The 26,646-nt window shown below is 67.6% G+C and carries 29 protein-coding genes; 7 read left to right on the top strand and 22 right to left on the bottom strand.

The window, feature by feature from the left end:
- Positions 1-57: 57 nt before the first annotated feature.
- The 11 genes from HCA61_RS22090 to HCA61_RS22040 form a co-directional block, all read right to left on the bottom strand.
- On the bottom strand, positions 58-639 hold the full coding sequence (locus HCA61_RS22090; protein WP_169690350.1) for a hypothetical protein: 582 nt from the start codon (positions 637-639) through the stop codon (positions 58-60).
- A 370-nt stretch (positions 640-1,009) separates the two neighbouring features.
- Positions 1,010-1,279 carry a hypothetical protein gene (locus HCA61_RS22085; protein ID WP_169690349.1) on the bottom strand — a complete coding sequence of 90 codons (270 nt, stop codon included), beginning with the start codon at positions 1,277-1,279 and terminating at the stop codon, positions 1,010-1,012.
- On the bottom strand, positions 1,263-1,577 hold the full coding sequence (locus HCA61_RS22080; RefSeq protein ID WP_169690348.1) for a hypothetical protein: 315 nt from the start codon (positions 1,575-1,577) through the stop codon (positions 1,263-1,265). Before HCA61_RS22080 ends, HCA61_RS22085 begins: the two co-directional genes overlap by 17 nt.
- 8 nt (positions 1,578-1,585) lie before the next feature.
- Complete coding sequence (locus HCA61_RS26490) at positions 1,586-2,023, bottom strand: DUF6283 family protein (RefSeq protein WP_240960014.1); 438 nt, start codon at positions 2,021-2,023, stop codon at positions 1,586-1,588.
- 100 nt (positions 2,024-2,123) lie between these two features.
- Positions 2,124-2,996 (bottom strand): AAA family ATPase, encoded by an 873-nt coding sequence (locus HCA61_RS22070; RefSeq protein WP_169690347.1) that lies wholly within the window; start codon positions 2,994-2,996, stop codon positions 2,124-2,126.
- Complete coding sequence (locus HCA61_RS22065; protein WP_169690346.1) at positions 2,993-3,844, bottom strand: hypothetical protein; 852 nt, start codon at positions 3,842-3,844, stop codon at positions 2,993-2,995. Before HCA61_RS22065 ends, HCA61_RS22070 begins: the two co-directional genes overlap by 4 nt.
- A complete protein-coding gene (locus HCA61_RS22060; protein ID WP_169690345.1) occupies positions 3,841-4,932 on the bottom strand; it encodes a hypothetical protein in 1,092 nt (363 codons plus the stop codon). Before HCA61_RS22060 ends, HCA61_RS22065 begins: the two co-directional genes overlap by 4 nt.
- Positions 4,933-5,904: 972 nt before the next feature.
- Positions 5,905-6,318, bottom strand: coding sequence for a hypothetical protein (locus HCA61_RS22055; RefSeq protein ID WP_169690344.1), 414 nt, complete (start codon positions 6,316-6,318; stop codon positions 5,905-5,907).
- Positions 6,319-6,486: 168 nt separating this feature from the next.
- Positions 6,487-7,212, bottom strand: coding sequence for a hypothetical protein (locus HCA61_RS22050; RefSeq protein ID WP_169690343.1), 726 nt, complete (start codon positions 7,210-7,212; stop codon positions 6,487-6,489).
- Positions 7,205-7,579: a hypothetical protein gene (locus HCA61_RS22045; RefSeq protein WP_169690342.1), complete on the bottom strand. Its 375-nt coding sequence runs from the start codon at positions 7,577-7,579 to the stop codon at positions 7,205-7,207. Before HCA61_RS22045 ends, HCA61_RS22050 begins: the two co-directional genes overlap by 8 nt.
- Before the next feature lie 224 nt (positions 7,580-7,803).
- A complete protein-coding gene (locus HCA61_RS22040) occupies positions 7,804-8,076 on the bottom strand; it encodes a hypothetical protein (protein ID WP_169690341.1) in 273 nt (90 codons plus the stop codon).
- 409 nt (positions 8,077-8,485) lie between these two features.
- Between HCA61_RS22040 and HCA61_RS22035 the strand changes: the two genes are divergently transcribed.
- Complete coding sequence (locus tag HCA61_RS22035) at positions 8,486-8,638, top strand: hypothetical protein (protein ID WP_169690340.1); 153 nt, start codon at positions 8,486-8,488, stop codon at positions 8,636-8,638.
- A gap of 171 nt (positions 8,639-8,809) precedes the next feature.
- On the opposite strand, the gene HCA61_RS26040 is transcribed toward HCA61_RS22035, so the two are convergent.
- The 4 genes from HCA61_RS26040 to HCA61_RS22015 all read right to left on the bottom strand — a co-directional run bounded on the left by HCA61_RS26040 (position 8,810) and on the right by HCA61_RS22015 (position 13,947).
- Entirely contained in the window at positions 8,810-9,328 is a 519-nt protein-coding gene (locus tag HCA61_RS26040) for a hypothetical protein (RefSeq protein WP_206040455.1), read from the bottom strand.
- On the bottom strand, positions 9,328-10,482 hold the full coding sequence (locus HCA61_RS22025) for a ParA family protein (RefSeq protein ID WP_138846040.1): 1,155 nt from the start codon (positions 10,480-10,482) through the stop codon (positions 9,328-9,330). The genes HCA61_RS26040 and HCA61_RS22025 overlap by 1 nt, the downstream gene beginning before the upstream one ends.
- 2,188 nt (positions 10,483-12,670) lie before the next feature.
- Positions 12,671-12,904, bottom strand: a complete 234-nt coding sequence (locus tag HCA61_RS22020) for a hypothetical protein (RefSeq protein WP_138846041.1) — start codon at positions 12,902-12,904, stop codon at positions 12,671-12,673.
- A 410-nt stretch (positions 12,905-13,314) separates the two neighbouring features.
- Positions 13,315-13,947, bottom strand: coding sequence for a hypothetical protein (locus HCA61_RS22015; RefSeq protein ID WP_169690339.1), 633 nt, complete (start codon positions 13,945-13,947; stop codon positions 13,315-13,317).
- Between the two features lie 1,754 nt (positions 13,948-15,701).
- Here HCA61_RS22015 and HCA61_RS22010 point away from each other — a divergent pair.
- Both HCA61_RS22010 and HCA61_RS22005 read left to right on the top strand, forming a co-directional pair.
- Positions 15,702-16,745, top strand: coding sequence for a hypothetical protein (locus HCA61_RS22010; protein WP_169690338.1), 1,044 nt, complete (start codon positions 15,702-15,704; stop codon positions 16,743-16,745).
- Positions 16,746-16,803: 58 nt separating this feature from the next.
- Entirely contained in the window at positions 16,804-17,400 is a 597-nt protein-coding gene (locus tag HCA61_RS22005) for a restriction endonuclease (protein ID WP_206040454.1), read from the top strand.
- 159 nt (positions 17,401-17,559) lie between these two features.
- Here the strand turns inward: HCA61_RS22005 and HCA61_RS22000 are convergent, their stop codons facing one another.
- From HCA61_RS22000 to HCA61_RS21980, 5 genes are all read right to left on the bottom strand, one after another.
- Positions 17,560-18,123, bottom strand: a complete 564-nt coding sequence (locus tag HCA61_RS22000; RefSeq protein WP_169690336.1) for a helicase associated domain-containing protein — start codon at positions 18,121-18,123, stop codon at positions 17,560-17,562.
- A 69-nt stretch (positions 18,124-18,192) separates the two neighbouring features.
- Positions 18,193-18,783 (bottom strand): hypothetical protein, encoded by a 591-nt coding sequence (locus HCA61_RS21995; RefSeq protein ID WP_169690335.1) that lies wholly within the window; start codon positions 18,781-18,783, stop codon positions 18,193-18,195.
- 48 nt (positions 18,784-18,831) lie between these two features.
- Positions 18,832-19,917, bottom strand: a complete 1,086-nt coding sequence (locus HCA61_RS21990; RefSeq protein WP_169690334.1) for a hypothetical protein — start codon at positions 19,915-19,917, stop codon at positions 18,832-18,834.
- Positions 19,918-20,255: 338 nt separating this feature from the next.
- Positions 20,256-21,575 (bottom strand): WGR domain-containing protein, encoded by a 1,320-nt coding sequence (locus tag HCA61_RS26910; RefSeq protein WP_169690333.1) that lies wholly within the window; start codon positions 21,573-21,575, stop codon positions 20,256-20,258.
- Positions 21,576-21,624: 49 nt separating this feature from the next.
- Positions 21,625-21,924: a hypothetical protein gene (locus tag HCA61_RS21980; protein ID WP_169690332.1), complete on the bottom strand. Its 300-nt coding sequence runs from the start codon at positions 21,922-21,924 to the stop codon at positions 21,625-21,627.
- Between the two features lie 122 nt (positions 21,925-22,046).
- On the opposite strand from HCA61_RS21980, the gene HCA61_RS21975 reads away from it, so the two are divergent.
- The 3 genes from HCA61_RS21975 to HCA61_RS21965 all read left to right on the top strand — a co-directional run bounded on the left by HCA61_RS21975 (position 22,047) and on the right by HCA61_RS21965 (position 23,751).
- Positions 22,047-22,892 (top strand): hypothetical protein, encoded by an 846-nt coding sequence (locus HCA61_RS21975; protein WP_169690331.1) that lies wholly within the window; start codon positions 22,047-22,049, stop codon positions 22,890-22,892.
- Between the two features lie 59 nt (positions 22,893-22,951).
- Complete coding sequence (locus tag HCA61_RS21970) at positions 22,952-23,374, top strand: hypothetical protein (RefSeq protein ID WP_169690330.1); 423 nt, start codon at positions 22,952-22,954, stop codon at positions 23,372-23,374.
- Positions 23,375-23,499: 125 nt separating this feature from the next.
- Entirely contained in the window at positions 23,500-23,751 is a 252-nt protein-coding gene (locus tag HCA61_RS21965) for a hypothetical protein (RefSeq protein ID WP_169690329.1), read from the top strand.
- A 126-nt stretch (positions 23,752-23,877) separates the two neighbouring features.
- Here HCA61_RS21965 and HCA61_RS21960 read toward each other — a convergent pair whose 3' ends face one another.
- Positions 23,878-25,062: a tyrosine-type recombinase/integrase gene (locus HCA61_RS21960; protein ID WP_240960005.1), complete on the bottom strand. Its 1,185-nt coding sequence runs from the start codon at positions 25,060-25,062 to the stop codon at positions 23,878-23,880.
- 192 nt (positions 25,063-25,254) lie between these two features.
- Here HCA61_RS21960 and HCA61_RS21955 point away from each other — a divergent pair, with 192 nt between their 5' ends.
- Entirely contained in the window at positions 25,255-25,746 is a 492-nt protein-coding gene (locus HCA61_RS21955; RefSeq protein WP_169690328.1) for a hypothetical protein, read from the top strand.
- 37 nt (positions 25,747-25,783) lie between these two features.
- Here HCA61_RS21955 and HCA61_RS21950 read toward each other — a convergent pair whose 3' ends face one another.
- Entirely contained in the window at positions 25,784-26,611 is an 828-nt protein-coding gene (locus tag HCA61_RS21950; protein WP_169690327.1) for a DUF6884 domain-containing protein, read from the bottom strand.
- Positions 26,612-26,646 lie beyond the last annotated feature (35 nt).

The following is a 26,646-nucleotide window of genomic DNA, read 5'->3' as shown; positions in this document are numbered from 1 at the left end:
GGGTCGGCCCCGGGGAGTGCCTTCTCCCCCCGAGGGCCGACCCATGTCCGGTGACGACTACGCCGCGAGCTTGGGTGCGGACGACCACACCACGTCGACCGCCTCGTCGATCACGTATCCGAACCGGTGGCGCTGGGAGTACCGGTCGTGGGCGACCAGGAACCTGCCGCGGACGTTGTCACTGCGGCGGAGTGCGGTCACACCGACCATTCCTGCCGGGACGTCCTCGTGCCAGTCCCCCAGCGCGCTGTCGGCGACGAACTGGTCGGCCGTGGCTGCCTCGAAGGTTTCCTTGTCCCGCAGATTCGACTCCCCCGGCTCGAGCGTGCGACCGAAGTGCGCTTCCCACTTCGTGGGGAACCAGTCGGCCACCGACTGCGCAACCTGAGCCCGGCGACGATCGTCGAGCCCAAGGTCGTCGGCGAATGCGAGTCCCACGAGAGCGGCTTCGCAGTCCTCCTCGAACCAGCGCCGTCGTCCGATTCGAAGTGCGGCGGGCATCTGCTTGAACCGTTCGGGGCTGATCCGCACACCCCCATGTCCGGCCGTGGAGACGGTGATGATGCCGTCGGCGACGACGCTGCCGTACTGAACAGCACCCCACGGGGAGCTGGCGGGGATTCGATTGTCTGCGTTCACGTGTACTCCAGAGTGTCGGTGAGAACTGCTGCAACCGACGATGCCGCCGGCGTACAGCGTGTGTTGCAGACTTCGCTACTGGTGCACGGTGCTGAACTGCCGAGATGAAAATCGCCACGCGCTCGCCCATCCCGGCGTGCCGCAAGTCGCGGTCGACGATCGGCCGGGCCGGCTATGCACCGCCCAAGAACGGGAACCGGCACCAGACAGGTCTGGCTCCGGGCCACCCGGCATCCGACGCACGTTCAAGACCGAGTCCGCGAACGACGGCCCAGCAAGGTCACGACGATCAACACCAAACCGACAGCCGCACACCCCGATGCCACCGAGGACAGCAGCAACAACATGGCCACCGAATCCGACGAGTCGCTCACCACAGGGCCACGTCACCGAGGCCCACACCGATCGGCCCCGGCGGCAGGCCGACCGTCATCCCCGGGATGGCGCTCGCCGACTCTGGGAATCCGATCACCCCACCGACAACGATGCCCGGACCGCCGCCCACCAACCCAGGAATTCCTTCGACTACGACGCCCGGCTCGTTGCCGATCAGCCCCGGAACCCACCCGAACGTCACACCCGGCGCGATACCCGGCACCTCCGGAACTCCCGGACCCAACACGTCAGACGTCGGCGACATCGCTACGCTCCTGCCTCGCGTACTGCTCAGCGCACAGGCTGCACAACCACACATGGCCGTCGGTGGCGCGCGGTCGTCCAGCCTCTGCGATGGACTCCTCGGTGGCCATCAGCTCGAGATCCCACCCGGACCGAAGGTCACGGCCACACAGCGCCGCCGTTCCGGCGGGCAAACCCGAGGGCGAACCCGGGTGCCCCTCGGTTGACCGAAGGTGGATCTTGCCCATCGCCGCAGCGGTGACGGGCTCACAGAACGCATACCGCTGCGTGACCGCACTCTGGCCAACAAATCTGCTCATCGCTCGTGTCATCCTTCCCTGGCCTCGATCATCGGTGTACCGCTACCGGTTCCGGTCTCGCAGAACACAGGATCGGCCGCGGCCTGCACGGCGGCCATCTCTTCGAAGCTGTCGAACAGCAGCGGCCACCCCTCACCGGGCTGCAGTTCCGCGGGGTCGAGATCCCCGCGTACCACCGCGATCCGGACGCCGAGATGGTCGGCCCCGACGGTGGCAAGCCACCCCGCGCACGCCTTGTCGGAGCCTTCCCGCGACTTGTGGCACGCGAACATCGGAGCGCCGACGCCCGCCTCACGCCCCGGGCCTCCCGCGGTGCCCGCCAGCGCATCGAAACGGTCCCGCCCGAACTTCCCCGCCGCGACATCACGGCGCCACGGGCACTCCACGCACGGTCGCCGCCGCCGCGGTAGCCCTTCCTTGAACTGTCGATTCAACTCCCCCGACATCGCCTACCCCTCCCCCTCGACTTCACGTGGCGGATCGCTCACGCATCACAAACCCTGCCCACCGGGACCGACACTGTTGCAGCGCCGACGACGCGGCCGGCTACCGGAATCTGGCCGTCACCGTCGCCGCCAGTTCCGCGTAGGCCACCTTCGTCTCCGGCTGCAGCTGGCCGAAGTCGAACGCCGCGCCCGCCGCCAGGTGCGGATCGTGCGGGATGCGGCGCACCGCCCGCACGCGCCGCTTGAGGTCGGCGTGGATCTTGTCGACGTCCACCGAGGTCGACTCATGGATCCCGTTGATCACCGCCACCGCATCTCCGAGCAGCCTGGCGTGCCGCATGTCGACCAGCTCATCGAGTGTCTCCAGCAGCGCGTAGAACCCGTCGATCTGGGCCGGCGTGACGACCACCAACTGCGTCGCGCGGGCCAGGACCTCACGGGCCACATCGGACGTTGCGCTGGTGCCGCAGTCGGCGACGACGATCCGGTAGTCGGCGGTGAGGAAGTCGAGAATCTCCGCGTACACCACACCGTCCGCGGCCATGTCGCGGTGCCGGGTCGAGGTGAGCGCGTCGAGGCCGAGCTCGTTGGACAGCAGATACGGCCGCAGATCCGCGTAGCTGCGGAGCTGCTCGGTGTAGCCGGCGAGCTGCTGCAGCGGCAGCGCGGACTGCCCCGTCGGGAACTTCAGTCGCAGAGTGCCCTTGTCCGGGTTGGAGTCGACAACCGCCACCCGGTCACGCATCACCGCGGCGAGCATCGACCCGAGACCTGTGGAGGTCGTCGTCTTGCCCGCTCCCCCCTTGCCGCCGAACACCGCCACGTACTCGGGTCGACGACTCGAACGGATCGCCGCGACCGCACTTTCCAACTGCGCAGCAAGGTCCGGAGCACTGCGATCGAACAGGCCCCGCAACCAACCGCGGGCCGGGATCTCGAGTGCCTCGGGGAGTTCGATGTCGGTCTGGCTCATCGGTTTCGCTCCTCGGATCGTTGGGCGGCGAGCAGGTCGTTCCGCCACTGCTCATGCGTTCTACCTGTGCGGCGATCGGTCCACCCCGGGGACGCCAACGGCATCCACCCGGACAACCGCGACGCGGCCTGCGCACCAACCCAACCGGTCAGCGCAGTCCACCCCTGCAGGTTCGTGGTGACCACGACCGTGACCGGGTGCGGTGCGCGGGCTACCGCGTCGGCCAATGCCTTCCACGCGAGCATCCGCTCGTCGGGCCGGCGCAGTGACACCCCGACGTCGTCGATGCCGAGGACTTCGACTCCGGTGATCCGGGTCGTGATCGCGGCGGAGAGCTCCCACGGCGGCACGTCGACGGCGAGGACGCTGTCTTCACTGCCGACGAGCGCGCGGCGGCCGGGAGCGAGCGCATTGACGACAGAAAACATGGCGCGGGTCTTGCCGATCCCGGTCGGCCCGATCAACGCGATGCCACCACGATGACCGCTGTGCGGATCAGCCGCGGCATGGGAGTCGATGAGGCGACGGCACGCGACAGCGGTCTTGGTGGAGTCGATCTCGTCGACGCTCGCGTGCTCGTAGCCGGCGACCGCGTTGAATGCGCGGACCGTGTCGAACCAGTTCTGGCGGTCACGATCTCGGACGGAGGCGGCCCGGGCCGAGGCTGCGTCGACGCCCGCTGCGGCGGCATGGGCCCGGCACCGGACAGCGTCGCGCCAGCCGTCCGGGCGGCCGGGAAGCTGTGCGGGGCGCGCGACGGGGGCACCGCAGTCCCGGCACGGAACCTCGATCGTAGTGACGTGTCCGAGGATCGCAGCGACGCTGCGTGGGCTACTGGGTGTGCTCATGCCAATCCTTCGAGTTCGCTCAGGTCGGTGTGGGCGCGTACCCCGGAGGCGGCGGTGTTGGTGGCAGCGACGCCGTTCGACGGAACTGCGGTGCGGGAGGTCCGCATGGCGAGCAGCGCGCGGGACACAACCTCAGGAGCTGGGAAATCGGCGTCCCTGATGTGGAAGCGGGCATTGCCCTCGTCGAACCACCACCGCATCAGCGCAGCGAGCTCGGCGGCCGGAACCGCCTCGATGCCGTCGCCTGCAAGCGCGCGGTGGAGGTTGCGGCCGGTGCGCGGCACGGACGGAGGTGCCCCTCCCCCATGCTCGCTCTGGTACCGGGACCAGGTCCGTCCGAGATCGCGCAGCTGCTCAGCCATCTCGGGCTCGGCAACATCGGCGATCGTCCAGTCCTGTCCATCGGCGCGCCAGTCCCCGAACATCTTCTCGAAGGCGGACTTCGACGGAGCCTGGGTGATGGTGCGCTGCCAGTGCGGGCGCGTGCGCAGACACCAGCTGATGACGGCGACGGCCTTGCCGAGGTCGTCCCCGGCGAGGTGGGCGGCGGCGAGAAGGTTCCGCCGCCACGTGTAGGTCACCTTCGGGGCGTGCCGTTCGGCGATCGCGGCCCGCACAGTCTCGACTGCAGCGCTGAGGTCGGCGACGAGTCCAGCGTGAGCCCGAGTGGTCGCGAGGCAGTGTTCGGACAGCAGCTGGTCGAGTTCGCTTCGCGTGCTGCGCCCTGCGTTCCTGGCGGTGCCCGGCGCGCCGCGGAGGCGCCGCCAGTAGTCGGTGGGGCACCGTTCGGACCACGCCCACTCCAGTGCGGTCGCAGCGGCCGGGTAGTGCTCGGCGACCGTGGCAACCCACGCGTCCGGGTCGGTCGGCTGGTGCTTCGGGTTGGCGGCCAGCACCGCCCGGAGATCGGCAGCTGCAGAGGCATCCACAGGTGCGAGCGCGCCGGCGGTGCCGTCCTGCCGGACGGTGAGGCGAGGGTCGGACAGCACGGCTGCGGTAACAGCGTCGATGAAGGCGGGCAGGGCAGCTGCGACCGCTGCGGAGACGACGGCGGCGAGTTCGGTGTCCGCGGCTGCGTGGGTGTGCATACCGGGCCTTTCGATCGGTGGTCGTGGTGGTGCGCGAAAGGCTACGGTTTCGCTTCTCCAGTCCAGTCGGGCGGTGAAATAGGCGTGTGGCCAGTGGTTTCGGCGTCCCGTTCGAGCCCTGTTGTGGCCGACCGGGCTCGGGCGTGCTGCCTGCTGCGGTGAGGGCGTGCGAGCGGAGGCGGGCAGGGCCGGTGTCCGCGAAGGACTCGTCCGCCTGGGGACCACGTGGCGAGCTGCTGGGAAATGGACGCCTGGGGATGCGTTCTGTGGGTGGTGTTCCGTGTGGCTGTGCGGGCCGTGGAGCGCCTGGAGGGTGCGGGGTGGGTTTCCTGTGCCCGATCGGGGTTTCAGAGCGTCTGAGAGGCGGGGCGGTCTGGGTGTCCCGGCGTCAGCCGGGACAGCGGGCCTGCGGCCTGGCGACGGTTCGTGGGGTCCGCAGCGTCGAGCTGGCCGCAGGTCGCGTTCGTGTGGCGACGGTTCGTCGCGAATTTGCCCCTCCCCCCACACCCCCCACCTACCCAAGGTGACCACTAGTAGTTCTTATATCTCAGTTCTTATTCGCGCGATAGGCGGTATGCCATGGGTATGCCACCCCTATGCCACGCCTATGCCAGACCGATTGGGCGGCATACCCTACGCCACACAAGCGTCGTTCCAGAGCGTGTGGCTTGACCTGCGGTGATGATTCCGGAACCCATCGTTCATCGCGCGGATGGCATACCCCATGACTGTCCGAATTATCTGAATCGGCATTGGGTATGGCAGGGCTATGCCAGATCGGGGCCGACGGAAATCGGCATACCCTATGGCAGACCTACACCACCCCTACACCACCGGAAATACCGGACAAATGCCCCGCCGAGCCCTTTCGTGGACAGCTCGAAATCCCGTCCTGCGAAGGTAGTTCCGACCCCACGACGAAGCCCGCCCCGACGTGATCGGGACGGGCTTGTTCCTGTCGTAGCCAAATGCTCAACCGTGCACGATCGCACCGAACAGTGCTGCCTGCACGACGTGCTCGGCGATCCCCGCGTCGATGTCACCGTGTCGGCCATCCGCCGGCATCATGTCGTTCTCCCGGCTGGCGGCGGCGATCCGCGCGCGATGCGTCTCGGGCAAGTAGTCGACCTCTCCCTTGACGATTCGACTGATCCCTCGCGCTACGACATCGAGATCGACGATAAGTTCCTCCGCGTCCGGACCGGGAACCCAGCTCATGGTCTCGTGATCGAGAATGAGCTCCTCGGTGTGAACGAGCACCGCCCGCGGCGACTCGGTGTGCCTGTACTCGAGCACTGATGCCCAGTACGAGACCCCGCCTTCCATCGCGGTAGTGAAGACATCGGTGAGGAACTCAGTGCGTTCTGCGGAACGAGTGGCAGGCATGGGCAACTCCCTTGAAATCGGCCGGCGGCTGCGGCGGTGGTGGGCTGCGCTGACCGTCTCGTACCGGACGCTCGGGAGTTGTTGGGAGCCACCGGCCGTGGATATAGCTCGGCGGGCTCACCAGTGGCGGGCCCGCCGTTCATGCAACGGTGCAGCGGACAGAGCCGGTCAACCGAGCCGGGTGCTGTTGAGATGCCCGAACCGATTGTCTCCGAACCGGGACAACAGTGAGCGCTGCAGTGGGGCACGCAGCGGCTCGTCGATCACGGACCACGACCGCGATGTGAGGCCTTTGAATGCCGTTTCCGCGCCGGGCATCACAGCAAGGTGATCGAGCATCTCCTCCGGGGGCCGCAGGAGGTCGCCGGTCATCGAACTGGCGGGAATTAAAGGGCAGCCGGTGATTTCCTCCCAGTACTCCGAGGCGTACTGGTACATCCGGTTCTTCTCCAGGTCCGCGGGCGTCTGGTCGCACAGTCGCAGGCCGAGGAGTTCGGATCCGATCACCATCCGGAGCAGCGGTGAGTCGACTTGGTGCACAAGGCTGTACAGACCAGAGGAGAAGTACTTCGGCTGACGAAACCCGCGAGTGGGCATCCAGCCGCGGATGAGGACCCAGTACCCATCGAGGGCGAGCTTTCCTTTGGCCTGCAGGTTGTCGAGGAGTCGCCCGACGTGACTGGTTCCGCCGAACACGTCGTTCCATTCGTTCGGGCGGTAGAGGACGCCGACGTGTTTGGTCTCGGGATGGGTGTTCGCGAGGGTGAGCAGTCCGATCTCTTCGAGGGTGAGTTCGTCGGCCAGGCACTGCTTCTCGAACGTCTTGGGGATCTGGACGAAGCCGGGGCCGCTGGTGGTCCGGCGCGGTCTCCGCAGTTGACGGGGTTCAGGCACGACGCGCCTCCACTCGGAGCCACTGCCCGCCCAGGCGAGCGGACAGGTCATCGAGGTCGGTGTCGAGCCACCATCGCACGCAGGCCCGAACCACGGCGTATCTACTGCGCACTCCTCTTGCCGACGGATGTGCTGCGGCGATCGAGTCGAGCTTGCTGGCGACGTCGCCGTGCAGGGTGACGGTCGTGCGGACGGTGTCACCACGGGCGGGGGTGGCGAAGTAATTGGTCAGATTGGCTCCGTCATTCGTCGCGTGGAGGACCGCTTGAGTCACCAGGAAGCTCACCGGGCGGCCGGTCGTCTCGCGGAGACGGGCGAGCGTGGTCGCCGTTGCGCGGTCCCATCGCGCGGGCATCGTCTCGGTCATCGCGGTCCTCCTGGGTGGTTGGGCGTGGTGGTCGCGACATAGGACCATGTCGCTTCTCCACCGGCGCTGACCACGAGGAATTCGACGAACCTTCGGGCACGTGTCCCCCGCCGGCGGGTTTCTCTCCTGCGACCACGGAGGCGGACAGGCGTCTCCCGGGGAGACGGGGAGATTCGTAAGGCCGCGTCCTCTCGGCTCCACCAACGATGCGAATGCTCCGACTCTCACCCAGCGTAGAAACCGCCCCGGTGACTGTGCCGGGTGAGAATGAGACTCCTTCCCCACCTCCGATTGGACTGTGCGATGCGACGGATGCTGGCTCTGGCAGCTCTGACGGTGATGGCCGCGGCGTGCGGACCAGAGGTTTCGGTGTCCCCGGAGGAAACCGCCGATGCGCCGTCGGCTCCATCCACCGTCGCCACACCGAGCTGGGCATCCACCACCGCACCAGTAGCCTCCCCGCCCACCAGCAGCACGGCCACCCAGACTTCGACCATTCCCTCTCCTACGCCCGCAGCCGTTCCACATGAGAAGCCGCAGGTCAGGTTCGGGGGCACGATCGACGAACCTGCCGCCTTACCGATGCCACCGGCGGAGTTCATGGAAACGGTGGGAGCGCACGTACAAGTAGCTGGTGGCTGGCAAGGCGTTGTGGCGCCGACCAGCGCGCACTGCGAGACCGTTGGAGATCCGCCGCCTATAAGCGGGACGGGTTGGGGCTACTCCGCCAACGAAGATGGTGTCTTCGAGTCGCTCAACGTCGGTTTGCAGGCCGAGTATGAAGTGCCGAAACCGCGAAGCAATCGACCGCCCTACAGTCCATCCGTGCTCCTCGGGTGGGTAGATGAAACGGGGACTGGATGGAAGGCTCACGCCTCCTGGGCCATGGGGGGCCGGGGGCCGAATGTGATCGTCAGTCCCGACCGTCGATCGATCCGTTTCAACGGGTATGCCTTGGCGACACCGTTGCTCGCAGGCTCGGGTGAGCTCGATCGCGTCACGTGGATTACCTTCGACGGCGCTGTGACCTGCGCAGATCCGATGCGTGACCTCAACTAGAGGAATCAACCGCTCCCGCCTTCAGCGCCCTATAGAGATAGGCCTCGCTCAATGCAGAGCTCGATGCAGAGATAGGTATGGGTGGTAGGGCACCACTCCCCTACCCGGACAGCGGTATCCCCGGGAGACACGTGGTCGTCCCGGGGATACCGCGCTCTATATATAGGGGGATCAGGACTTTCGGCGGCGCCGTGCGTCGACCGGCAGCAGATCTTCGAGCCGATCGTTGGCCTTCGGGTCCTTGGCGATCGTCTCGAGACCGAGGCGCATCAACGCGATGACCATGGCGTTGTCCGACGGGCGGCGGCCAAGGCGACGCTTGCGCTCACGGCGGTCGCGGTCGCCGTACCAGTCGTCGCAGCCGTCCTGGAACTCGTCCTCGATCGACTGGTCCCACTCGACGTACTTGCGACGGACCTCGCTGTTGGTGGATTCGACGACCCGCTTGCTACGCGACGTGGTGCTCTTTTTCTTCGTCGGTTCCGGAGCGGCCTTCGGTTCCGGAGCTTCCTCGACCTCCGACGGCGCGGGTGCGGGAGTCTCGGCCACCGGCGTCGTCTCCGGGACGGCAGTGAGCGAGGGCTCGACAGCTGCAGGTGCCGTTGCTGCAGGTGCCGTTGCGCCAACGAACGCCGGAGGCGGAGTGCCGCCGCCGAAGCGATCGGGTCGACCTGACGTCATCTTCGCCATTACTGAACTCCTTCTGCAACGGCCACGGCAACCGCCGCACCTTCATCTCCACCGGCGTCTGCGGCCGGCACATGGTCGTCTTCGTCGGGTTCGACGGTGAACTTGAGCGGGCTCTCGAACAGGACCTCACGCATCACCTGAGGAAGCTGTTCGTTCTGGAGCTTCTCGATGGTGTCCTCGTACCGCTCCGGGGCGAGCAGCGCGAGAAGGTTGAGTGCGTGCCGCATGTAAGCGGACACCAGGCGCAACTGCGAGTCGGTATTGATCTTCGGCTCCCCCGCTGCAGTGAACATCGAGGGCAGAGCGTCGGCGACAGACTCGCCACGACCGTTGGCAGCAGCGACGAACGCGGCTTCGTTGATAGCCGGCGCCCACACCCCGGATGCGAACGCGTCCCGCGGATCGTCGGCGTCGAAGCCGGAGTCAGGCCAGGTCCCATTCACGAACTGGACCGTGCCTTCGACTCCGATGCGGTGCTCGGTGGTGCGGTTGACCTTGGTGACCACGACGCCTGCCACTGCGAGCGGATGACGCCAGGCCTCCGCGAAGTGCTGGACCGCTCGGACGCCGTCAGCGAACCCGACCGTGCCGAGCAGTTCCGGGTGGGCCGGGAAGATGGCCCATCCGGAGGCGAGAATCGCGAGTTCCGTGGTCGACCCCACCGAGGGTGGGCAGTCGATCAACACGACGTCGTAGTCCGAGGACAGTCCGGACTCGTGCAACCCCTTCCACAATCGCAAGTGCGCGGCTGCGGGCTTCTCGTCCGCGATCTCCTGCAGCGCTGCGCCCGGTGAGGGCACAACATGAACCGATCCTCCGGGTACGAGCGCTCCCCCGAGCTTCCAGGGCCGGGTTGTGTCGGGCTGCCACGGTTCGGTAGCCAGGTGCGCAGCGCGAGCGACGATGCTGGGCTCGGTCGGGTACTTGATCAGGTCGGCGATCGAGACGGGGTCCTCGACAGTCGGCCCGGTGCCGGTAAGGACCGTCATGCTGCGGTTGGTATCGGCGTCGACGATCAGGACCTTCACACCGACGTTCGCGAGGAACTTCGCGTACTGGGCGGTGGTGGTGGTCTTGGCGACTCCACCCTTCTGAGAGGTCATCGAGCAGGACTTGTCGAGTGCGGCGTTGAGTTCCGCAGGGGTCAGGCTCATCGGACCCCTCCCCCGCTGTGTCGACGCGAGGGGGCGACGAGATTCGTAGGCTGCACGGCAGCTCCTCGTGTTCTGGTGGTTGATGTGGTGCGAGAACCGTAGGTGGCGGGTTCTCCACGCGATCCGCGTGTGTCACAGGGTCCGGTGGTAGCGCGTGACTCCCGTGATTGGAGAGGTTCGCGTGGTTGAAGGGTAACGCGTGGACAGCGTGTCTCGTGTGTCCACCCGGTTTCTAGTGATGCGCGTGTTTAGAGTGTCTCCCCCATTTCTCTGGTTCCATGCTGGTCACGGGTATCACGCATACCACTGGTATCGGGTATGCCACGTGTATCTCGTGTCTCGCGTGTCGCCCTCGCTTCCCCGGTTTCGCGGGTGACAAGGGTTCCGTGGATAACCGGTGTGGCATGGATCAGTCGGGTACTGCGGGGGTCACGTGTGACCCGCAATTCGTGGGTGGCACGCCCTCTCCGGGTAACGCGGGTGTCTCGTGTTACCCACTCTTCCCGTCAGGTTCGGGTATCGCGTGTGAGGTGTGTTCGTTGGGTGACCGGTGTGGCACGTGTTGGCCGGGTATTCCGCTATACCAGTGGGTTCCGGGTATCGCGTATTCGAAGGGTATAGCGGGTGACCGGCGATTCGTGTGTGTGTTGGGCTGCACCGGTATCGCGTGTGACGTGGGTGTCCCACTGTTCCCAAGCTCCGCATGATTCTTGGGTGTCGCGTTGGTCGTGCGTTTCGCGTGTTGTCCCGGTTGAGCGTGTCTCCAGTTGTTCCCTTTTTACCGGTTGACGTGGGGTTTCGTGTGACTCTCGTGTTTCACGCAGTACCCCTATTGCCCGGGTATTGCACGGAACGCGTGCATCGGGGGAATCGCGTGCCACATGGGGTTCGCGGGTACTTGGGGTTTCGCGGGTGTCTTGTGTTGGTGGGGTCTCGCGGGGGTCATGGGAGTGGGGGAGTCATGTGACTCGCGGGAGTCGCGGGCTTCAGGGGTATCGCGGGAGTCGGGTGGGGCGGGGGAGCGGGGGTGCGGACGGGTATCGCGGGTCTCGCGCGTCTCCAGTGAGAGCCGGTGTTGTCGGGTATCGCGGGAGTCGAGCGGAGCTGGGGAGTCCGGGCGTGCGCGGGTGAAGCGGGTGTCCCGGGTCTCGGGGGAGTCCGGGCAATGCCGGGGGGCGCGTGTTTCGCGGGATCCGGGTGGGGCGGGGGAGGGGAGGTGTAGGCGGGTATCGCGGGTGTCGCGCATTTCCAGTGCGGTCCGGCGTACTCGGGTTGAGCGGGTATCTCGTGTGTCGTGGGATACCGGGTTCTGGCGTGTGGCGTGTGTGTCTTGGGTGTCGGGTAGTTCGCGCAATTTGGGGAGTGCGCGGGTTTCATGTGTATCCCGTGTTTCGCGTTTTGCGCGTGGCCCACGTGTGGCGCTCGGTTCTCGTGTTTCGCGCGTATCCCTGCATTCGTGCCGGTCTCGTGCCCATTGGGTGTCGCGTGTTTCGTGTATTACCCGGGTATTGCGTGTATCGCGTGTCTGGCGTGTTGCGTGTATCCCAGGGGTCACCCTGGTTTCGTGCGGCGCTGGGGTTTCCCCTGCGATGCACGGCTCATGGGAGTCGTGTGGAGCGGGGGAGTCGTGCGGCGCGGGGGAGTCGTGCGGCGCGGGGGAGTCGTGCGGCGCGGAGGAGTCGTGCGGCACGGGCGACGGGCGACTCGTCGGACCCGAGGTCGGCGACCGGGGCGGCTCGGGTGGCGTCGAATCGTCTTGGCCGCGATTGGTCGGCTGGCGGGCTGCGCCGGATGGGGCCTGCGGATGCCTGCGTGGCCCGCTGGCGCCCGAAACGGCGTCGGACGGACCCGGGGCCCGATTTGCGTCCTCGACGCGTCAGCGGCTCGCTGACGCGTTTCCGGGTCGATCGGAGATCTGGGGTCCCGAACGCGAACGGGAGACCCCCGTTTTGCCGCCTGAGAGCCACGCTCGCGGACGAAAAAGCCAATCTGGGGTTCCTGTGCCAGAAAGGGGGAGCGGAGCGCTCAGAGGGCGTGCCGCGTTTCGCGTCCTCCGGGCCGCCTGCGGGCCGAACAGCGGTCTCGGAGGCCACACGACCGAGCCGAGGAGACACCCCTCGCCGACCGGGGTCCGGCGAGAGCAGGTGAGCCTCGTCGAGCCCTCCGCTCAGGCGGGAGCGGGAAGCTCTCACGGGAACAGCCAGTACGCGACCGCCACGGTGGCGGCGAGGACTGCGGCGGAGCCCGTCAGCGGGCGCCAGAGGCAGCTTCTAGCGCCGAGGTTCGCGTACCGCGGCTGGTGCAGCGCGACACCCAGCGCGAGGAGACCGAGGAGCGCAAGCGCGCCGATCCCGAGAACTGCCGGAAGCGGTGCGGCCGCGAACGCGAAGGCGAGGTCGCTGGTGCCTGTTCGAGTGCTCATGGCCACGAGTGGACCGAGCCGGTTCACCGCCTGTTGCAGACCCGAGAGTCCGGCGACGGGACATACCGCCGGCGATGCCCTGCGACCTGGCTGGACAGCGGTCTCCCGGGGAGACACGAGGCGGCGGAGGGAGACACCCGCGTCGGGTCCGGAAACGCCTCGGGGCCGGCTCCTCGAAAAGGAGCCGGCCCCGTCGTCACGCTCGCGTCCAGGCGACCACCAGAGGCACGTGGACGACAACCCCGCGACCACCGTCCGCGGGGGCGGACAGCGGTCGGATTCCTCGATCGATCGGATTCCGCTACCACCACGGAGGGCGGCGTGACCGATCTCAGCGTACGGGGAACACGCGGTGACCACCGGCGAACCCGCCACCGGCCCGTCGGCGTGTCACCGCGCCGCAAGGCTGATCACCGGTCGGTGTGCCGCCACAGCGGGCGGAACGCTGCAGCTGCTTCCGACACAATCCGCCATGCCTCAAGCGTGGGGACCGGACCGCTGCGAGCCGCGCGTACCAGCGCCAGGCGCCCGGCCTCGACCGCATCCTCGACCGTGCGACCGACGAGGTCGTCGATCTCGTAGTCCCGGCGGCCCGGCTCCGCCTCACACGCCGCTCGCTCCACTTCGCCGGCCTGGCGGGCACCGCACTCCGCAGCGACCTCGAGGGCCTGGAGCTCACGCAGCGGACGATCGCCGCCCCAGCGGTCCGCAAACTCGGACAGCACATCGGGGGAGGAGTCCCAATCCACCCCGGTGGCGGCTCGCTCCCGCGCGTTCTTCCACCGCACGTTCGCAGCGGCCCGGTTGATCCCGCCGAGAGCCTCCTGGCACTGACGCCACGGGATGTCCATCTCCCGGGCGCGCACCAACGCGGCACCGGTCACCGCGGTGGCCATCGCGAGCCGGCCACGCTCGTCGCTCTCGCGGGCATGAGCGCTACGCAACGCATCCAAGGCTGCAGCCTGCTCCCGCACCGAGTCTGTGACCACCGCATTCACGGACAGCACCGCCTTCTCGACTCCCGAAACTATGTCTACGTCCACAATACATAGACACACCGCCCGGGTGCCCGAACCACACACCCCACCGCCCACGCCCGCACCGCGCGCCCAAAACCCAGCCACGTGTGGTGGGTGGGGTGGCCGCCTGACGGGTGGTGGCGGGGTGTGCGGGTGCCCCTGGGTGGGAGGTGGTCGCCGTGGTTGGTGTTCGTCCTGGGGTGCCGGTGCCCGTCCCGGTCACCCGGAGGGTGGCCGGGCAACCCAGCCCGTGGGCTGGGTTGAGGGCGCCGGCTCCCCAGGCTCCCGGCCGCCCGGCAGGGGGGGCCGGGGTTGACCTTCGCGGTTGGTCGTTGGGTGGTTCGTTCTCGGGGCGGCGCGCCACTGGTGCCGCTCGGGTCGCCGGACTCTCGCCTGGGCGGTGGTCGCTGCAGGGCGCGATTCCGGCGTGGTCAGGTTCCTGATTTCAGCGGCACATCCACGTGTGCCTGGCTGGGTTGGGCAGGGGTGGCCTGCGGGGCGCCTCCGGCGCGATCGGCGGTCTGCTGCCGTTTGGGGTGTGGGCAGGTTTGGGGTTGACCGTGGGTTCGCTTGGGAGTGCTGGAGGTCGGCTCGGCGGCCAGTGGTCGGGGTGGAGGTCTGTCGCCGGGCGGTGGTCGCTGCAGGGCGCGATTCCGGCGGGGTCGGGTTCCTGATTTCAGCGGCGCATCCTCGTGTGCCGGGCGGGGTGGGGTGGCCTTCGCGTCGGCGGGGTGTGGTGTCCGGCTGCATGGGCGGCTCACTGGTGGTGCCGGCCGGTAGGGGAAGCCCGTGGGGGTTCGCTCCGCTCAGACCCGGGTTGGCCGGCGGTCTCGTTGCTGGTCGGGTTCGGGGTGACCCCTTGGGGCGGCCCTCGAACGGAAGCGTGCGGCCAAGCGTGGTCGGGGCGGCGGGTCGACCTGTCGGTCGGCCCGAGGTCACCCGGCGGGCAGCCCGCACACCGGCAGTCACCCACCGAGGGCAGCCCAGAGGGGAAACCTGCGCCATCACCGCGGTCCGACCGAGCCGGGTACGGCGCCCCGAGGTGAGGTGCGCACGATCGGGCCGGAGGCCCACCGCCGGCAGGCGGTCACCCGCAACCCAGCACAGACCACCAACCCGGCAGACCGACCGTCGGCTGTACCCGGCAGCGCCTCCGGCGCGACCCCGAACGGTCACCACCCCACCTGCGCCAGCACACGGGTTGACCTCAGGGGCAGCCACCGGCTGACCCGACAGGCAACCCCGCGTCACGCCGACACCACCCACCCGGAGGCGACCACCACAAACCCACGCGGTGCGAGGGGGTCCTCACCCCGGGCGGCCCGTGAACCACGCAGCGTTCCGAGCGAGCGAGGAACCCAGGGTTCACACCAAGGCCGCCCAAAAGGGGTGACCCCCACGCACCGCGCGGGCACCGACACCCACAAGGGGCAGCAGGGTTCCACCGGCGAGGCACGAGACCAGTGGAACCCGCGACACCCCCGGGTGGAGGTGAGTGGTGGTGGTCGGCGGGGGTTGAGTGGGGGCTTTTCGCAAGTGTTTCAGGTGGAGAAGGCGGGTGATGGGGTGTGCGCGGTAAGCCCCCGGGTGGGGGGCGCGTTGGTGGGGGCCTTGTGGCTGGTGTGGCTGCGGGGTCTGGGGCTGGCGCGTTGGACGTGATGTGAGGAGTGGTGTCGGTGCCGGAGTACGTGGAGAAGGCGTCTGGTTCGGGGGCGGGATACCGGGTTCCGATGACGCGGAAGCGGCGGGCGGCGGCGGCTCGGCGGGGGAATCAGGGGATGTCGTCGGGGACGGTGCGGCGGCACGGGTGGCGTCGGACGCCGGGGGATGAGCAGTTGTTGGAGTTCGCCGGCGCGTTCGGTGCGATCACGCTTCGGCACGCCGCCGAACACTTCTATGGCGGGGTGTGGGAGACGGCGCGCAAGCGGGTGCAGTACATGCGGGAGGCAGGGCTGTTGGAGCGGTCCGACAACCTTCGGTGGGCGGGGACGGTGTTGTATCCGACGGCGGCGGGGATGGCGGCCGCGGCGGCCCCGGGGTTCCCGGAGCTGCGGGCGTTGGTGCCGTCGGAGGAGCGGATGCTGCACCGGTTGTTGGTGGCGGAGGCGGCGCTGCGGATGCGTGCCCGTGGGGTGCGGGTGGTGTCCGAGCGGCAGATGCGGGCGGTGGAACGCGCGAATGACAGTGGGCAGGCGGCGGAGGCGTTCGCGCGGTTCGTGGGTGTGGCGGTGGCGGGTTCTTCTGCGGCGGACGAGTCCGGTGTGACGGTGTCGCCGACGGTTGACGGGAAGGGCCGGGCGCGGTGGTTCGGGGTGCCGGTGGGGATGGCGGGGGAGCTGCATTGGCCGGACTTCACGGCGATTGTCGGTGGGCGGATTGTGGCCGTGGAAATGGAGATCACGCACAAGGAGCGGTGGCGGATGCTGCAGGTGCTGCGGGGCTACAAGATGTCGATCGAGGCCGGTCATATCGCGCAGGTGCTGTGGGAGGTCACCCCGGATGTGCAGATGCAGTTGGAGGGTCGGCGCAGTGTCGGTGGGTGGGATGACGGGTTGCTCGCGGACCTTGGTTTCCTTGAGTCCGGACAGGCTCCGGACTGGTCTGTGAAGGGTCGGCCGATGGTGGTGCGGCCGGCGCAGGGCCGTGATGACGGGGTGCGGTACGCGCTGTCGCAGAAGACGCTGCCGCCGTCGCTGCGGTGCTCGTATCGGGTGTGGCGGCAGTGGCTGCAGGTGTGGGAGCGGGATGACTCTGCGTTGGAGTTCGAGGAGTGGTTGATGCGTCCGCGAACGCTGCAACGTCTGCAGAGTTTGGGCTCCTGATCTGACCTGAATGCGTGCTACGAGTGGCTACAGTGTCGGCAGATCCGGAGGTCGCGCCATGGATTCTCGGTCCCGATACATCACCACTCCAGAGGACGCCGAGCAGTTCGCGGCGTCACAGATGAGGGATATGGGCTTCCCGGATGCGAGGGTGACCGGGCGCGGCGCTGACGGGGGCGTCGACGTCGTTGCCCGCCGTGCAGTCGCTCAAGTGAAGTGGATGCATTCGAAGGTGGGGCGGCCGGATCTGCAACGCTTGTACGGGGCGCGGGGCGCAGAACATTCCAAGGACATGCTGTTCTTCGCGGAGCTGCTGTCCCCTTCGCCGTACACGCAGGACGCCGTCTGGTACGCAGACGAGCACGGGATCGGCTTGTTCGCCTATACCTCCGACGGCAATTTGTTCCCTGTCAACCAGCACGCGAAGGACTTCGTGGCGGGTATCGATCAGGTCCGCGCGGCTCGTGCCGCAAGGGCCGCGTTCATGGTTACGGTCCGCACGGTGGTGTGGTCGAGCCTGCTGGTTGTGTCGATTTGCGGGCTGTTCATTTCTGTCTTGACGGTCCCGTCCGCCGCCCCGGTGTGGCTTGGATTCCTTGCGCTGTCTGTGCTGGGGCTGGTGCTTGCCCGGGTCTATCAGCCAGGCGTCAAGTAGGGGAAGCGGCCCCTCCGAGCGTCGAGATGAGTGCGGCCCGGGCTCGCGTCGAGGGGAGGGAGACGCGAGCCCGGGCCGTGTTGGTCACCGCGGTGAGGGGAGGAGCGCGGTGACCGGCGGGGCACTGTTTCGAGGGGAGGAAAACAGTGCCGTTGTCTGTTACGCCAAGTTCTGCCTCGACGTGTCTCCATAATTGCCTACCGCTTCTCCACCTGTTTCAGCGGCGGCATTCCGGCCGGGTGCGGCGAACCCTCCGCGGCGGTCGGAGTGCTCCATGAACCCGAGCTTGGACAGTGCCTCCAGGCGGTCCGAGGCGGTGAGCTTCCCGGCTCGCAGTTCCTTGCGGCGCGACTGCACCCACATGCCGAGGGCGAAGCCATCCTCGGTGACGTGGCGGCGCGGGACGTCAGCGTTGCCGTGCGCGGCGACGTACGTCCGGAGACGGTCGAGGCCCTGTCCCCACTGCTGCTGGTGCAGCGAGGTGGGGCCGCGGACACCGCGAGGGCTGCGGGCCTCGAAGCCTGCGTCGTTGAGCTGGGTGAGGCGGTCCAGGGTCAGGGTCGTGCTGCCGGCACGGATCGCGGCCCGCTTGTGGGCAACCCAGCTGCCCAGAGCGAACCCGCAGTCCGGACAAACCCAAGATCGTGGGACGTGCCCGTCACCATGCTCTGCGACGTAGACGCGAAGGTGCGCCAGCCCGGTCTCGAACCGCTTCTCCCTCATGGCCGCAGACGGTAAAGAGAGCCTTCTCCACCATCGGCCGTGTCACCTACCGCGCGAAATACCTGCCATCTATACGGCGGGGTCTGGCAGCTCGCCCCGCCGGTAGGCCAGGAGCTCACGAGCCCTTTTGAGATTCGACAGAACCCGCTTTTCCTGCTTCTTCTCCGCCGATCCGACGTACGCCGGTCCTGGATCCAACCCGTAATCGGGTTCGGCACCCGCTTCTGCCGCGGCCTCGTAAATGCGATTCGGGTCAACAAGGAGGTTCAGCTTCTCCTTGAGAAGGTGATAGCCCGCTGGTGTGGCATACCCACTTCTGTAGAGCCGGAGGCCCTTCTCCTCCAGCTGTTGGATCGCCGTACACACCAGGAATGGACCACTGCGAGAGCCTTCCTCAGACGCCACAAGATCGACTACGGCGTGCTTATCGTGTCCCCTGTCCGACGGAGCTGTTGGGCGAACGTGGACCGTCAGGATTCCGACCGCGGCGCCGTCTTCGACAGCCACCCATGTCTCCAAGGGAACTGCGCATCCGGCGCCATACCCACTCACGTAACCCCACAAGGTTCCCGGGGTGTCGGGCGTTGTGCCCTCGATCGGTGGGAAATATTCGGCAGTGAGGTCGTCACGCAAGTCAAGATGATCCCACCGGGCAGCCATGCTTTGGCACTGTACGGCGACGTCGGAATCTCCTCCACCGATGTGGAATCAGGGGTTCTCAGTCGTCATGTCAAGGAGCTTTTGGATGCGGGCGAAGAGTTCGTCGGTGCGGTCGTCGAGGTCGTCGAAGGTCGGCTCAAGGTCTGCCATCGCTTCGGCGGTACCGCGGCGCGCGGCGAGGCCGGCTTCGTAGCGGGTAGCGATCTCTTCGCTGGACAGCTCTGGGGGTTCGACAGGATCGGTGGTGGTGTTCTCGTCGTCGCTGATGGATTCGACTACGTCCTCGACCGCATCGGCCCAGCCGTCGTCGAAGAACTTCACTGCGCGTTGGTCGCGGGTGCGCGTTCCGCCGGTGAGGTGTGCGGTGAGGATTCGGGTGATTGCGCGCCGGGACAGTCCGGCCTGGCCCACGTTGGCGTGGCCCCATTTGTCGAAGGACGGCAGCAGCGGCCCGTTGTGTCGGATCGGGGGGAGGAGCTGCAGACCGGTGACGGTGTCGTCGGTGACCGGGGTGGCGGTGGTGAGGGACTCGCCGAGCCACCGGTTCGATGGGGTGCGGTCGGTGAAGGCCTGCAGCCGGGCCCATCGCAGGTATACGGCGACCGGGTCGGTGCGCGGTGACTCGTCGGGGTCGTGGTCGACGACGATGCCGTGGTTGGGGATGCGGACAGTGAGGCCGTCGAAGGTGACGTCGCTGCGTTTGAGGCGTCCGATCTGGATGGGGGAGAGTCGCATCCTGCACGCGAGGGTGAGCAGGAGGGCGTCGCGGCGGCCGAAGAGGCCCCCGGGCCAGCCTGTGGTCGGCAGTCGGCGGATTACCTCGTCGGCGGCGTCCCGGAGATCCGGACGCGGTCGTGTGCGGCGGGTCAGGCGTTCCCGCAGCGCGTGCGCGGTCCCGGGCGCGGTGTAACCGGAGCGGGTGTGGACGGTGTTGATCGCGGACAGACGCCGCCGGTGGGTTCCCGTCGCGGCCGGGTGCTCGTCGAGGAACATCGCAATCGTGAGCGGGTCCGCGGGTAGCGCAGGCGCGTCGACCGCGGTGCACCAGTCCGCGAACAGCTGCCAGTCGTACCTGTACCGCGCGCCGATCGCGATGGCCGGCACGAGGTCGCCGAGGGGGTAGGAGCTCGTCATGGCGTCATGCTCGCATCGCCTTGGTCCGGCGTGAGGATGGGTCTGTCGGTCACCTGGGAAGGCTAGCCGGGGTGAGCACCGGGTCGGCCCGCCTCCCGCGGAATGCCAGGGGACGGGCCGATACGCAGGTCGTGCGGGGTGTCAGGACACTTTGAGCGGCCGACCGTATCTGCGCTGGTCACCTCGCTACCTCATGGTGGCCGATCCGGACGGGACTCGGCGGGCCGAGCTCGGGCAGCTGCGGCCGGTTCGCTGAGGGGGGCGCGCGCACCCGCCAGCACCAGGAAGCCCCCGGCACCGGGTGGTGTCGGGGGCTTCTGACGCCGATGGGGTGCTGGTCAGACGGCCTTGTTGGTGCCTGCGTCGGCGAACTGGTCGAGCAGGCACTCCGTGAGGGCCTTGTCGTGGCGCTGGCGGATCAGGCGCGGCTGGACCATCCGCGGGTGCTCGGGGTTGGTGACGTACAGGAACGTCACCACCCAGACCTGACCGACCTCGACTGCGCCCTTGCCGATGGTGGACGCGGTACCGGCCTGGACGAGGTTCCCCTCGGCGTCGTGGACGGCGAGCTCCGCGGAGTCCTTCACCGGGTGCAGGGCGGTGACGACGACGTCGACGTCCTTGATGAGCTTGTGCTTGACCAGCATGGTCGAGCGGCGACCGGACTCGTATGTCCCGCAGTAGTGGCGCAGGATGATGCCTTCTCGCTGCTCGGCCACAGCGGATTCGAGCATGTCAGCCTTGTGCTGCGCGGTCACCGCGACGGGCGCGAGCACCACCGGGCTGCCCTCCGTGGCCTTGTCGACGGCGGGGATGCCCAGCACCTCCGTGAGGATGGTGAGCGTGTGGTGGCGGACCGGGAACGCCATGGACTCGCGCGCCCAGGTGTTGATGCCGTCGGTGGCGACGATGAGGTCGAAGAGCACCAGGGTGCGTCCCACTACCTCACCGTCGAAAACCCAGCGCCCGGAGTGCAAGGCGCTGAACGGATGCAGGTGCGACGGTCCGACGTTGCGGACCTTCGCCTGCCCCTGGCGGTTGAGGACGCGAATCTCGCCGTTGTCGATTTCGATGACGACGCGGTCGCCGTCGTACTTGAACTGGGCGTACCAGTCGTCGGAGTCCATCGCGTCCGCCACGATCTCGGCGGGCTGCACGGAGGCGAGCATCGGTCGCACCGGCAGGGAGGGCATGGTGTCCTCGGCGACCGCGGGCTCCCCGAGGAACGAGGTGGCGGTCAGTGCCTCGACAGCGGCAGCGGTGAAGTCTTCACGGCGGGTATCCATCTCGACGGCGGTGACCGGCTCGGTGACGATGCCGACGGCGTCGCCCTTGTGCAGACTCTCCACGAGCGTATCGAGCACCGCGAGGTTGTCCGCGGTGATGACGGTGCTGGTTTCGACGCCACCCGAGCGCACCGGCTCGTAGCCCTTCTTCACCTTGCCGGCGAACTTGGCGGCGGCGGCCTTCACTGCCGCCTCGGGGCTGGCGGTCTCGACGATCTTGGTGAAGGTGCCCAGGGTGCCGTTTCGGCCGTACTGGGAAACCCATGCGGAGCCGAAGGTGAAGGTCCGGTAGAACTTGTCGTTCCCGGCGCGCGGGTCGATGTAGACGGCCTCGTTGATGTGAGCGGTGGTGGTCACTGCGGTGGTGGTCACTGCGGTCCTTGTTTCCTTCCGGGGCGAGTCGATGTGCTGGTCGTGGGGGTCAAGACGCCTTGAGCAGGCCGACGGTGTGAGCCAGGCCCTCGATGTCGTCGCGGTCCTCGCTCGACTGGAGGGTCGGGTTGACGATCGTGACCGGCAAATCCTGGTCGAGGTAGAGGGTTCCGGCCTCGGTCTCGACGCTGAACATTCTGGGCATGACGTCCGACAGTTCGACGGTGCCAGTGACGCGGACGTGGCCGTCGTGGGCGCCGACGATCACGGCGCCTGTGATGTGGGTGAGCTCGGCTGGCGCAATCTCGATGTGCGCGACGGTGGCGGGGCTGTCGGAGTGGGTCGTCATGGTGTTCTCCTGGTCGTCGGTGCTGGTCTGGGGCAAACGTAGGAGTGGGCCGGTCGAGGTGTTTCAGCACGGCAATCCGTGAGTCGGGCTGGGTGCTGGGCGGCCGTCGGTAGGTTGCGCAGATGGCTCAGTTCACGAGTGACCCGGTGCAGACCCGTCAGCGGATCGCTGAGCTCGACGAGTACATGTCCAGGTCGGTGTTCGGTGCGGGCGGTTTCGTCTGCCGATCCAGTGCCGCCTGTGGCAGTGCGGCCGCGAAGAAGGATGCCGACTTCTACGAAGGACAGCTCTCTCACGTGGGCCTGCACTACGACATGTTCGAAGACGGCGTCCCCCTGCGAGTGCTGGTGCTGGGCATGGAGATGGGGCGCCCGGACCGGCACATCTCCCTCGAGACGCGGCGACTTCAGCAGGACGAAGCGATCGGGACGAGGTTCGGCGCCCGCCACGCGCACATGCTCGGCACCACCAGTGCACTGCGCGCCGCGTTCGGCCGCGGCCTGGGCGATGACCGTGCTGGGGAGTTGTTACCGCTGGCGAATGACCCGGTGCCGCAGCACGTCATGCAGTGCTATGCCCTGGTGAACAAGCGATTGTGCTCGGCGGTGCGGCCGGTCGACTCGGCGAAGGGCCGCCGATTTCAGGCCGCGCAGGTGCCGGCGATGGACCGGGCATGCCTGCCGCACCTTGCGGCGACGGTCCGGATCCTCGAGCCCACCATGGTGATCCTGCAGAGCAAGGCACTTCGGTCGCTGATCGCGCCGCACCTCAAGCATGTTGAGCGGATCGATCCGGCGAACGAGCAGCTCGAGTACGCCCAGTTCGCCGGCGTCGCCACCGCGATCGCGAACTTCAGTCACCCCGCCGCTCACGCCCCGTACAACTGGGGCAGCTCGCACTGGAACGTGTACGCGATGGATGTCGTCGAGCCAACGCTGACGACTGCGCGCAGCTTCCTCCTCCGATAGCCGCCGGCTGGCCTCGCTATCTCATGCGAGGCGCCGTTTCCGATGCTTACACTGCCGACATGGGTGAGCCCTGGGCCGACCGCGAGCGTCTCGCCGCCGCCGCTGACCTGCTGGCGGAGAAGGTCGACGTGCTGCTCGACCGGATCGTGGACAGTGCGATCGGCCCTGCCCGCGCCCACTCGGCGGACCAGCTGCGGGACGACAGCGAGGCGCGGCTGCTTACCCGGATCGCGATCGAGCACCTCGCCGGCATGAATCCGGCCTTGGACGTACAGCGCGCTCTGCGCGCGGGGATGACATGGGATCAGATAGGCGGTGCGGCCGGGATCGGGGCGAACGCTGCGCGTGCACGCTGGTCCGCCGGAAAAACGACCGATCCTCATCCAACGCCGGAGCCTGCGCCGGCGCCTCGCGAACAGGCTCGGCGTCACCAGCCAGGACGCCGTCGCGCGGTCGATGACCAACAGATGCCGATGTTCTGATCCGACCTGCTGGACCAGGCTAACCACCATCTCTGACGAGAGAAACACGTGGAGAAGACGTAGGGGAAGATCAGCGTCATGCTCGGCGGTCCGATCGAGCGGTCCCGCACCACCTCGGAGGTTCCATGTCTGTCACCCCCGCGTTAGCCCAGATTCCCGAGATCAAGCCGGAGGCGCCGCCGTTCGTCCCGGACCTGGTTGGTGCGCTGAGCCCGGTGTGGTGGCTGCTGTTGGTCGGATCGGTCGTGGCGTTCGTGCTCGGGTTCCTCTCCTACCGGGGGGTCATCCGGATTCGGGTCGTCGAGGAGTTCCCACTGCTGTTCGGATCACCTGTGGTGGCGGTGCTCGCCATCGCGGCCCTGGTGTACGGCACGTAGTCGGCTGCCCGCGCGAGCCTCGCCACGGAAAAACGCCGGTGGGCTGCCCCCGTTGTCTCGGGGCAGCTCACCGGCGTTTTCTGATCAGTGCTGGTCTGCGGCGAGCAGCTCGCGAACAGCTTTCGGTCAGCGGGCGAAGCGGGTGACAGCGTTGCCCGTCAGCGGGTTGTGCTCGCGGGCGTAGATCCCGACAGTGACGGGGGAGGCGTGCCCAGTCTGCCGTTGGATTTCGTGGGGTTGGGCGCCGTTGCGGAGTGCTTCGGTGACGAACCCGGCGCGGACGGAGTGGCCGCCGAGCTGGGCGATCTTCGCAGGGGAGAGGCCTCCGGCCTGGGCAGCCCTGCGGTAGGCCGCGTGGATGGCCTGCCCGGACAGTGCCGTGTCAGCGAGGTTGCCGTTGACTCGGATCGGCCGGAACACCGGCACGTCGACGTCGGCGAGGTCGGGGTGGGGGAGGTGGCAGACGTGGCCGGCTGGTTCGTCGCTGGTGCGGAGCAGTCGGATGATGCCGGGTCGGCCGTCGGCTTGGTGGGCGGCGAGTACGTCGAGCCAGCGGCGGTAGGTGCAGGGTCCGCACACGGTGTGGGTGAGGGCGACCGGGGCGGCTTTCACCAGGCCGTGACCGGTTTGGTCGGTCTTCGAGCGGCGGACCCGCATGTGGAGGCCGTCCCTGGAGTGGATCGTGACGTCACGGATCTGCAGGTCGGACAGTTCAGAGCGGCGGAACGCGCCGAGGAATCCGAGGAGCAGCAGTGCGGAGTCGCGACGCTCCCGCATCCGGGCCTGCCAGGTCGATGCCTGCGCTCGCAGCGTGGTGACGATGTGCTCGATCTCGGCGAGCTCAAGCGGGGCGACCCGTTTGACCGGGCGGTCGCCAGCGGCGGCGTAGGTGCGGCGCAAGCCGGCGATCGTGTCTTTGACGAGTTGGTATTCGCCGGGGGCGCGGTGGTCGACGGCGCGGTGCCAGTAGTTGATCGAGGCGACCCAACGGGCGAGGGTGTTCATCGAGTAGGCGCGTTCACCGGTCTCGGTACGCAGGTCAGCGCACTCGGTGAGGTAGTCGGCGACGACGGCGGGGTGCGCCGGTATGGAGAGGTGGCCGTGGGCTGAGCACCAGGCCGTGAACTTCTCCCAGTCCTGCCGGTAGTTGCGGGCAGTCGACGGAGCGTGACGCTGTTCGAGCGCTGCGACGATGCGGGCCTTGGCCTCGGGGGACAGGACCGGCGGTGTCGACATCTCGCTACCGCCGACTGCTGTGGCGGTCGGTGGGGCGATGACGATGGCCTCACCCGGCATGGTCTCGGTCGTCATCACCGCTCCTCTCCTGCTCGAAACGGAGCCTACTGAGAGCCACCGACGTTCTGTGGACCGTAGGTCATGCCGGCGCGGGTGGCGTAACACCTGGAGAAACAAAATCGACACCATCAACAGGAATGTGCTCCAAATCACACTTCAAGGATTGAGATGCCATACCGGAAACTCGGATTCCTCGCACTGGTTGCGGTGGCGACACTCACCGCCTGCAGCCAAACCGATGGCGAATCCACACCTGACGCAGGAACGGGCGTCAACCGCCCAGACGCAGCTTCGACAGCAACTACCTCCGACGAGCCAGCGACGGCGAAGTTCGGACAAGGATTCACCTTCAGGAACGGTCTCGCAGTCACGGTTGGGATGCCGGAGCCCTTCGCACCAAGCGGAACTGCCGCCGGATTTAACCCTGGCGACCAGGCAATCACCTTCACCATCACGATCGTCAACGGGTCGCCTGAAAACTATGACCCCGCGCTCTTCACGACGACCCTGCAGAGCGGGAACCGCGAAGCAAGCAAGATCTATGACTCCGCGAGCAACATCGGAGAGACCCCGACGACCGTGATACTCCCGGGCCGGGAATCCGAGTTCCAGGTGGCCTACAGCGTCACAGACCCCACGGATCTGGTGATGGAAGTCAGCCCCGGATTCGAGTACAGGGACGCGATCTTCACGTTCTGATCCACTACCCCGACCGCACGGCACGCCCAAGGTCCACTCAGCCGACCTGTCCGATCGGTTCACCTGCAGCGATGCGGGCCAAAAGGTGTTGTTGTTCGCCGATTCCGCGGGTGCCGTTGAGTGGGGTGCGGGCGTGCGGCCAGATGGAGAGCGCGAGGCGGGTGTAGTCGCGGCCAGCGAGGATGACGACGTTTGGGCGGCCGAGGAGTCCCTGCTGGTTGGCCTGGTCCTCGAGGTGGTCGGCGGTGATCGAGCCGGGTTGTCCGAGGCGCAGGTCATAGGGCGCGATGATCTGGTCGAGGGTGAGGAGGCCGTGGAGTGCACTGACGATCCTGACGTTCGGGTCGTTGGTCAGGGCCCTCGCGGCGCGTCGGGCGAGTCGGTGGTAGCCGGAGAGGTACATGGCGCCGGCCGGGCGGGGGAAGGCGGCCTTCTTGCCTCCGCAGGGGACGATGACCAGCGGGTCGTCGGGGTAGACCGGGGTGATCCCGAGGTCAGCCGCGGCCGCCGCCTGCCGGAGGTCGTGTGCAAGGTGGTCGGCGATCGTCCACCGCAGCCAGTGCCAGCCGGGACGTTCCGAGAGCTTGAACTCGCCGTGACGATGGCCGGTGACGTGGAAGGTGTTGTTCCCCAGCTGCAGATCAGTGTTCGGGAGCGTCATCTCGACCTGGTCGTGCGGTCGCCATAGGCGGGAGTGGAGCGGGCCGATGACACGGGGGATGCCGATGTACTGGCCTCCGGTCTTGGGTCCGATACCGGGCAGGGAGTGCACGAGCCCGACCTGCATGATCAGGTCGACGCCAGGGGCTGGCGGGGTGAGGTGCGGGTCGTCGTAGGTGTAGGTGGGGCGGAAGGTCGGCGGCATCAGGTTCCTTCGACGGTCGGGGCAGTTGAACTCGT

The sequence above is a fragment of the Rhodococcus sp. HNM0563 genome (assembly GCF_012726195.1).
GTDB lineage: Bacteria > Actinomycetota > Actinomycetes > Mycobacteriales > Mycobacteriaceae > Rhodococcus.
Note: the sequence above shows the minus strand (reverse complement) of the source record. Positions and strands in the feature narration are given on the sequence as shown.